Source organism: Nocardioides sp. NPDC057772, from assembly GCF_042798075.1.
Taxonomy (GTDB): domain Bacteria; phylum Actinomycetota; class Actinomycetes; order Propionibacteriales; family Nocardioidaceae; genus Nocardioides.
This window is the reverse complement of the sequence record NZ_JBHVKN010000080.1, coordinates 14,084-21,416: the sequence shown is the minus strand read 5'-3', so window position 1 is coordinate 21,416 and position 7,333 is coordinate 14,084. Positions and strand designations below refer to the sequence as shown.

The 7,333-nt window shown below is 70.2% G+C and carries 9 protein-coding genes and 1 pseudogene; all 10 read left to right on the top strand.

Annotation, left to right across the window (positions count from 1 at the left end; all coding sequences use genetic code 11):
- The first annotated feature begins 178 nt into the window (after positions 1-178).
- Positions 179-799: a phosphatidylinositol phosphate synthase gene (gene pgsA, locus ACFVJS_RS14970; RefSeq protein WP_378881435.1), complete on the top strand. Its 621-nt coding sequence runs from the start codon at positions 179-181 to the stop codon at positions 797-799.
- Positions 796-1,569: an inositol monophosphatase family protein gene (locus tag ACFVJS_RS14965; protein WP_378881432.1), complete on the top strand. Its 774-nt coding sequence runs from the start codon at positions 796-798 to the stop codon at positions 1,567-1,569. The genes pgsA and ACFVJS_RS14965 overlap by 4 nt, the downstream gene beginning before the upstream one ends.
- Before the next feature lie 90 nt (positions 1,570-1,659).
- On the top strand, positions 1,660-2,556 hold the full coding sequence (gene pdxS / locus ACFVJS_RS14960) for a pyridoxal 5'-phosphate synthase lyase subunit PdxS (RefSeq protein WP_378881429.1): 897 nt from the start codon (positions 1,660-1,662) through the stop codon (positions 2,554-2,556).
- Complete coding sequence (gene pdxT / locus ACFVJS_RS14955) at positions 2,553-3,125, top strand: pyridoxal 5'-phosphate synthase glutaminase subunit PdxT (RefSeq protein WP_378881426.1); 573 nt, start codon at positions 2,553-2,555, stop codon at positions 3,123-3,125. The genes pdxS and pdxT overlap by 4 nt, the downstream gene beginning before the upstream one ends.
- Before the next feature lie 116 nt (positions 3,126-3,241).
- Positions 3,242-4,009, top strand: coding sequence for a YebC/PmpR family DNA-binding transcriptional regulator (locus ACFVJS_RS14950; RefSeq protein ID WP_378881423.1), 768 nt, complete (start codon positions 3,242-3,244; stop codon positions 4,007-4,009).
- A 151-nt stretch (positions 4,010-4,160) separates the two neighbouring features.
- Positions 4,161-4,685 carry a crossover junction endodeoxyribonuclease RuvC gene (gene ruvC / locus ACFVJS_RS14945; protein WP_378881421.1) on the top strand — a complete coding sequence of 175 codons (525 nt, stop codon included), beginning with the start codon at positions 4,161-4,163 and terminating at the stop codon, positions 4,683-4,685.
- Positions 4,682-5,284, top strand: a complete 603-nt coding sequence (gene ruvA / locus ACFVJS_RS14940; RefSeq protein ID WP_378881419.1) for a Holliday junction branch migration protein RuvA — start codon at positions 4,682-4,684, stop codon at positions 5,282-5,284. The genes ruvC and ruvA overlap by 4 nt, the downstream gene beginning before the upstream one ends.
- Positions 5,285-5,290: 6 nt before the next feature.
- Entirely contained in the window at positions 5,291-6,373 is a 1,083-nt protein-coding gene (gene ruvB, locus ACFVJS_RS14935) for a Holliday junction branch migration DNA helicase RuvB (RefSeq protein ID WP_378881416.1), read from the top strand.
- 87 nt (positions 6,374-6,460) lie between these two features.
- Positions 6,461-6,829 carry a preprotein translocase subunit YajC gene (gene yajC, locus ACFVJS_RS14930; protein WP_378881413.1) on the top strand — a complete coding sequence of 123 codons (369 nt, stop codon included), beginning with the start codon at positions 6,461-6,463 and terminating at the stop codon, positions 6,827-6,829.
- An 8-nt stretch (positions 6,830-6,837) separates the two neighbouring features.
- Positions 6,838-7,333 (top strand): annotated as a pseudogene (locus ACFVJS_RS14925) (protein translocase subunit SecD); the annotation flags it as partial.

Here is a 7,333-nt window from a genome sequence, read left to right as displayed (position 1 = left end):
CGAGACGTCACCCCGGTCGGCCGAGACGTCACCCCGGTCGGCCGAGACGTCACCCGCTGACCTCTCGGCCGACCGCACCGACGCCTCGCCCGACGTGGGTGACGCCTCGGCAGAATGTGAGTGACGTTTCGGCGCGCGGCGCTGACGCCTCGGCCGGATCCGATAGCGTGGCCGCGCCATGTTGGATCACATCAAAGGCTTCGTCCAGGGAGTCGTCCTCGCGCCCATCGTCCGGCTGTTCGTGGCGCTGAAGATCAGCCCCGACGCCGTCACGCTCGTCGGCACCATCGGAGTAGCGGTCGGGGCGCTGGCGTTCTACCCGCGCGGCGAGCTGCTGGCCGGCACGATCTTCATCACCTGCTTCGTCTTCAGCGACCTGATCGACGGAGCGATGGCGCGTGCCGTCGGCCGGACGAGCAAGTTCGGCGCCTTCTGGGACTCCACCCTCGACCGGATCGGCGACGGTGCCGTCTTCGGCGGCCTGGCGCTCTACTTCGCCGGGCCGGGTGACTCCGACCTCTACCTCGCGCTGACCCTGTGGTGCGTCGTGATGGGCGCGGTCACCTCCTACGCCCGCGCTCGCGCGGAGTCGCTCGGGTTCACCGCCAACGTCGGCATCGCCGAGCGCGCCGACCGTCTCGTCCTGGTGCTGGTGATGACCGGCTTCGCCGGCATCTTCTCCCTCGACCTCCTCATCTACATCGCGCTGTGGATCCTCGCCGTCGCCTCGACCGTCACCGTCGGCCAACGTGTCTGGACGGTGCGCCGCCAGGCTCTTGCCGAGGAGGCGGCGTCGTGACGGCGCCGTCAGAGGCAGACGTACGCCTGGCCGCGGAGCTCGTCCGTGGCGCCGGCGCGCTCGCCGCGAAGATGCGCAGCGCCGGTATCGGCGACTCGATCGAGACCAAGACCTCGGTCTCCGACCTGGTCACCGCCGCCGACAAGGCCGCCGAGAAGGCGATCGTCGACCGGCTCGCGTCCGAGCACCCGGGCGACGGCGTCCTGGGTGAGGAGGGCTCGGCGCGCGAGTCGACCACCGGCCGGGTGTGGACCATCGACCCGGTCGACGGCACCTACAACTTCGTCCGCGGCCTCGACTGGTGGTGCTCCGCGCTGGCGCTGACCGACGGGGACGACCTCGTCCTGGGAGCCGTCTACTCACCGGCCGAGGACGCCGTCTACGTCGGCGGCCCGGAGCTGCCCACCACCCGCAACGGCCTCCGTCTGGACGCCGTGCTCGACACCCCGCTCGCCCTGGCCTGCCTGACGACCTACCTCCACCCGGCCAAGCTGAGGCATCCGGTCGGCGAGGCCTACGTCCGTGTCGCGAGCCAGGCCGCATCGATCCGGATCCTCGGCTCCGGGTCGATGGACCTCACCGCCATCGCCCAGGGCAAGCTCCACCTCTTCTGCCAGCACTCCGTCCCCGACTGGGACCGTCTCCCCGGCGCCGCGCTCGTCCTCGGCGCCGGCGGCGCGACGGCCCAGGTCGAGGCGGGCGGCGTCCTGTGGTCCCTGGCCGGGGCCCCGGCAGCGGTGGCCGAAGCGGTGGAAGCACTGGCCTCCTGAGTGGCCTCCCAGCAGTCCACTTCGGGAACAGTGGCCTGACCAGGCCTTTCCGAGGGTGGCGTACGTCCCTTCCCGACTTACGATCGCCGCATGGCGACAAGCACGAATGAGACGGGAACCTCGCGCGTCAAGCGAGGCATGGCGGAGATGCTCAAGGGCGGCGTGATCATGGACGTGGTCACCCCCGAGCAGGCGAAGATCGCCGAGGACGCCGGGGCGGTGGCGGTGATGGCGCTCGAGCGCGTCCCCGCCGACATCCGCGCCCAGGGCGGCGTGAGCCGGATGTCCGACCCCGACATGATCGACGGCATCATCGAGGCCGTCTCCATCCCGGTCATGGCCAAGGCCCGCATCGGCCACTTCGCCGAGGCGCAGGTGCTCCAGTCCCTGGGCGTCGACTACATCGACGAGTCCGAGGTGCTGACCCCGGCCGACTACGAGAACCACATCGACAAGTGGGCCTACACCGTGCCGTTCGTGTGCGGCGCGACCAACCTCGGCGAGGCCCTGCGCCGCATCACCGAGGGCGCGGCGATGATCCGCTCCAAGGGCGAGGCCGGCACCGGTGACGTGTCCAACGCCGTCACCCACATGCGTACGATCCGCAAGGAGATCCGCCGCCTCGGCGCGCTCGCCGAGGACGAGCTCTACGTCGCGGCCAAGGAGCTCCAGGCGCCCTACGAGCTCGTCAAGGAGGTCGCCGCCAACGGCAAGCTCCCGGTCGTGCTCTTCACCGCCGGCGGCATCGCCACCCCGGCCGACGCCGCGATGATGATGCAGCTCGGCGCCGAGGGCGTCTTCGTCGGCTCCGGCATCTTCAAGTCCGGCAACCCCGCCCAGCGCGCCGAGGCGATCGTCAAGGCGACCACCTTCCACGACGACCCCGACGTGATCGCCAAGGTCTCCCGCGGCCTCGGTGAGGCGATGGTCGGCATCAACGTCGACGAGCCGGCTCGCTCGATCCAGTTCGCGGAGCGCGGCTGGTGACCACGGTCGGCGTACTCGCCCTCCAGGGCGACGTCCGCGAGCACCTCGCCGCCCTCGACCGCCTGGGGGTGAAGGGAACGTCCGTACGCCGCCGCGAGGAGCTGGACGCGTGCGACGCTCTGGTCCTCCCGGGCGGTGAGTCGACGGCGATGTGGCGTCTGGCCCGTACGTTCGAGCTGCTCGACCCGCTCCGCGAGCGGGTCCGGGGCGGGATGCCGACGCTCGGCACCTGCGCCGGCATGGTCCTCCTGGCGGACCGCCTCCTCGACGGGGCGGAGGGTCAGGAGACCATCGGCGGGCTCGACATGACGGTCCGGCGCAACGCCTTCGGGCGGCAGACGGAGTCGTTCGAGACCGACCTCGAGGTCGCCGGGCTGGAGGGCACCGTCCACGGCGTCTTCATCCGCGCCCCCTGGGTCGAGGAGGTCGGCTCCGGGGTCGAGGTGCTGGCGAGCGTGGACGGTCACCCCGTCGGCGTACGTCAGGACCAGCTGATGGCCACCAGCTTCCACCCCGAGGTCAACGCCGACGACCGGCTGCACCGGCTGTTCCTGGACACCTGCTGCTGACGGTGCGGCGCGCCACGTAGTTAGAATGGGCACCTGCTGCCCTGTGACGACTCCGGTGGCGGCTCGACAGGCTTGACAAAGCACAGCGACGACGCGGGGCAAAGGACGGTTTTCAGATGAGCGGCCACTCCAAGTGGGCAACGACCAAGCACAAGAAGGCGGCGATCGACGCCAAGCGCGGCAAGCTCTTCGCCAAGCTCATCAAGACGATCGAGATCGCGGCCAAGACCGGCGGTCCCGACCCGGCCGGAAACCCGACGCTCTACGACGCGATCCAGAAGGCCAAGAAGCAGTCGGTCCCCAACGACAACATCGACCGCGCGGTCAAGCGCGGCGGTGGGCTCGACGGTGGTGGGGTCAGCTACGACACGATCATGTACGAGGTCTACGGCCCCCAGGGTGTCGCTCTCCTCATCGAGTGTCTGACCGACAACCGCAACCGGGCGGCCATGGAGGTCCGCACCGCGGTCACCCGCAACGGCGGCACCATGGCCGACCCGGGCTCGGTGAGCCGCCTCTTCGACCGCAAGGGCGTCGTCGTGGTGGCGAAGGCGCAGGAGGGCAAGGAGGTCACCGAGGACGACCTCCTCGAGGCCACCCTCGACGCCGGCGCCGAGGACGTCAACGACCTCGGTGAGTCCTTCGAGATCGTCTCCGACCCCTCCGACGTGGTCGCGGTCCGCACCGCGCTGCAGGACGCCGGGATCGACTACGAGTCCGCCGAGGTCCAGTTCGTGGCCTCCATGGACATCCCGGTCGCCGACGCCTCGGCCGCCGAGAAGGTCTTCAAGCTCATCGACGCCGTCGACGACCTCGACGACGTGCAGAACGTCTTCTCCAACGCCGACGTCCCCGACGAGGTCATGGAGACCGTCGACGCCTGACCCAACCGCGCCGAATCGTCAGTTGTGGGCGACGAAACTCTACTTTCGTCGCCCCAACTGCATTCTCGGCCAAGGCGTGTCAGGGGCCGAGGAGGCAAGCCATGGTCTGTACGCTACGAACAGGCGTTCGATCGGACGAAGGAGTGGTGGCGTGCGGGTGCTTGGGATCGACCCCGGCCTGACCCGGTGCGGGATGGGCGTGGTCGACGGCTCGCTCGGCCGGCCGCTGTCGATGGTGGACGTCGGCGTGATCCGTACGTCCTCCGACCTTCCCGTCTGGGAGCGGCTGGTGACGATCGAGAAGGGGATCGACGCCTGGATCGAGGAGCACCGGCCCGACGCGGTCGCGATCGAGCGGATCTTCGCGCGCTCGAACGTCTCCACGATCATGGGTACGGCCCAGGCCAGCGGCCTCGCCATGGTCTGCGCCGCGCGGCGCGGTCTCCCGGTGGCCCTGCACACGCCTTCGGAGGTCAAGGCCGCGGTCTCCGGCAACGGCCGCGCCGACAAGGCGCAGGTCACCGCCATGGTGACCCGGATCCTGCGGCTCACGACGCCGCCGAAGCCGGCCGACGCCGCCGACGCGCTCGCGCTGGCCATCACCCACCAGTGGCGCGGAGGCGCCCAGAACCGCATCGAAGCCGCGGTGGCCGCGGCAGGGAAGGTACGTAGATGATCGCGTCCGTGCGCGGCAAGGTCGCCGCCGTGAGTCTCTCCACCGCCGTCGTCGAGGTCGGCGGCATCGGCATCGAGCTGCTCTGCACCCCCAACACGCTGGCCACGCTCCGCACCGGCGAGGAGGCGCACCTGCCGACCAGCCTGGTCGTGCGCGAGGACTCGCTGACCCTCTTCGGGTTCACGGACACCGACGAGCGCACGCTCTTCGAACTTCTTCAGACCGCCTCCGGTGTCGGCCCGAAGCTCGCCCAGGCGATGCTCGCGGTCCTCTCGCCCGACGGCATCCGGCTCGCCATCTCCACCGAGGACGCCAAGACCCTGACCAAGGTCCCCGGCATCGGCCAGAAGGGCGCCCAGCGCGTCATCCTCGAGCTGAAGGACCGGATCGGCGCCCCGACGGGCAATGCCACCGCCCCCGCCGCCGTCCAGCAGGGCGCCGCGCCGTGGCGCGACCAGGTCACCGAGGCTCTCGTCGGGCTCGGCTACAGCGCCAAGGACGCCGACAAGGCGGTTGCCGCCATCGAGCCCGAGGCCGGCGACCAGGCCAACATCTCGCTGCTGCTCCGGGCGGCGCTGCGCACCCTGTCGAAGGCATAAGGCCACATGCACGAGGACGACCTGAGGGCCAACGAGGACGACTACTTCTCCTCGCTCACCATCGCCGAGGCCGACGGCGACGACCGGGCCGTCGAGGCCGCGCTGCGCCCCAAGAGCCTTGACGAGCTGATCGGCCAGCAGCGCGTCCGCGAGCAGCTCAGCCTCGTCCTGGAGGCGGCGCGGCAGCGTGAGAGAGCCCCCGACCACGTACTCCTGTCCGGGCCGCCGGGACTCGGCAAGACGACCCTGGCGATGATCATCGCCGCGGAGATGTCTGCGCCGCTGCGGATCACCTCCGGCCCGGCGATCACCCACGCCGGCGACCTGGCGGCGATCCTGAGCGGCCTCAACGAGGGCGAGGTGCTCTTCGTCGACGAGATCCACCGGATGAGCCGTCCTGCCGAGGAGATGCTCTACCTGGCGATGGAGGACTTCCGGGTCGATGTCGTCATCGGCAAGGGACCGGGCGCGACCGCGATCCCGATCGACCTGCCGCCGTTCACGCTGGTCGGCGCGACCACCCGAGCGGGCCTCCTGCCGGGCCCGTTGCGGGACAGGTTCGGCTTCACCGGCCACCTGGAGCTCTACGACCCACAAGACCTCGAGCTGATCGTGCGCCGCTCCGCGGGGCTGCTCGACGTCACCCTTCGCGACGACGGCGCCGCCGAGATCGCCGGCCGCTCCCGCGGCACCCCGCGCATCGCCAACCGCCTGCTGCGCCGCGTACGCGACTACGCGCAGGTCAAGGCCGACGGCACGGTCACCCAGGAGGTCGCCCAGAAGGCTCTGGACCTCTACGAGGTCGACCCGCTCGGCCTGGACCGTCTCGACCTGGCCGTCCTCGACGCGCTCTGTCGCCGCTTCGGAGGCGGCCCGGTGGGCATCTCCACCCTCGCCGTCGCGGTGGGGGAGGAGCGCGAGACGGTCGAGGAGGTCGCCGAGCCGTTCCTGGTGCGGAGTGGTTTCCTGGCGCGTACGCCCCGGGGCCGTGTCGCGACCCCGGCGGCCTGGGAGCACCTCGGGCTGCCGGTGCCGGCCAGCGCCGAGGCGGCTGCCTGGTCGAAGGACACGCTTTGGGATGAGGCCTGATTCACAGTCCCAACCAGGTGCCTGGTTAGACTTGCACGTCGCCGTGCGCTTGCCGGCCACCACTCAGACTGTCGGAGCCGAACCCCCGTGGAATTCCTTCCTTTTATCGTCATCATCGTCCTGTTCTACTTCCTGTTGATCAGGCCGCAGCAGAAGCGAGCGAAGGAGGCTCGTGAGCTCCAGCTCAACCTCCAGCCAGGTGACCGGGTGATGCTGACCGCCGGGCTGTTCGGCACCGTGACCGAGGTCGAGGAGACCACGACCAACATCAAGGTCGAGATCGCCGACGGCGTCGTCATCCAGGTCGTGCGCCAGGCGGTGGCCCAGAAGGTCGCCGACGCCCCGGGGGTGGAGTCCGACGAGGAGACCGGCGAGAAGGCCGAGGTCGAGGCTGCTGCCGACGACACCTCCGCCGATGCCGAGAACGTCATCGTGGACCTCGACAAGAAGGACTGACCGAACTCATGGCACGCAAGACCGCGCGCCCAGGGCGGACACTCGCACTGCTCTTCCTGGCGATCGCGATCATGTTCGGCGGCATCGCGTTCGCCGGCACCTGGAAGCCCGAGCTGGGCCTCGACCTCCGTGGCGGCACCGAGATCTCGATGACCGCCGAGAACTCCGAGGGCGGTTCGGTCCCGAAGGAGAGCCTCGACGAGGCGAAGGCGATCATCGACCAGCGCGTCAACGGCTCCGGCATCACCGGCGGCCGGGTGACCACCGAGGGCAACGACGTCATCAAGGTCTCGATCCCGGGCACCGGCAAGGTGCAGCAGGAGACCGCCGAGCGCGTCCGTCAGACCGCGAAGCTCCGCTTCCGCCTGGTGGCCTGCAGCCCGCAGACGCAGTGTGGCACCGGCGCCGACAGCAGCGGGTCGATGATCGAGGACCCCTCGACCAGCACCGTCCCCGGCACCTCAGGCATTCGCCGGTGCTCGACGGCGTGTTCCCGGACGGGCC

Bases quoted from the DNA above. Each gene is read 5' to 3' on its own strand.
- pdxS (WP_378881429.1), top strand. From the start codon at position 1,660: ATGGCGACAAGCACGAATGAGACGGGAACCTCGCGCGTCAAGCGAGGC.
- ruvB (WP_378881416.1), top strand. From the start codon at position 5,291: ATGCACGAGGACGACCTGAGGGCCAACGAGGACGACTACTTCTCCTCG.
- pgsA (WP_378881435.1), top strand. From the start codon at position 179: ATGTTGGATCACATCAAAGGCTTCGTCCAGGGAGTCGTCCTCGCGCCC.
- ACFVJS_RS14950 (WP_378881423.1), top strand. From the start codon at position 3,242: ATGAGCGGCCACTCCAAGTGGGCAACGACCAAGCACAAGAAGGCGGCG.
- ruvA (WP_378881419.1), top strand. From the start codon at position 4,682: ATGATCGCGTCCGTGCGCGGCAAGGTCGCCGCCGTGAGTCTCTCCACC.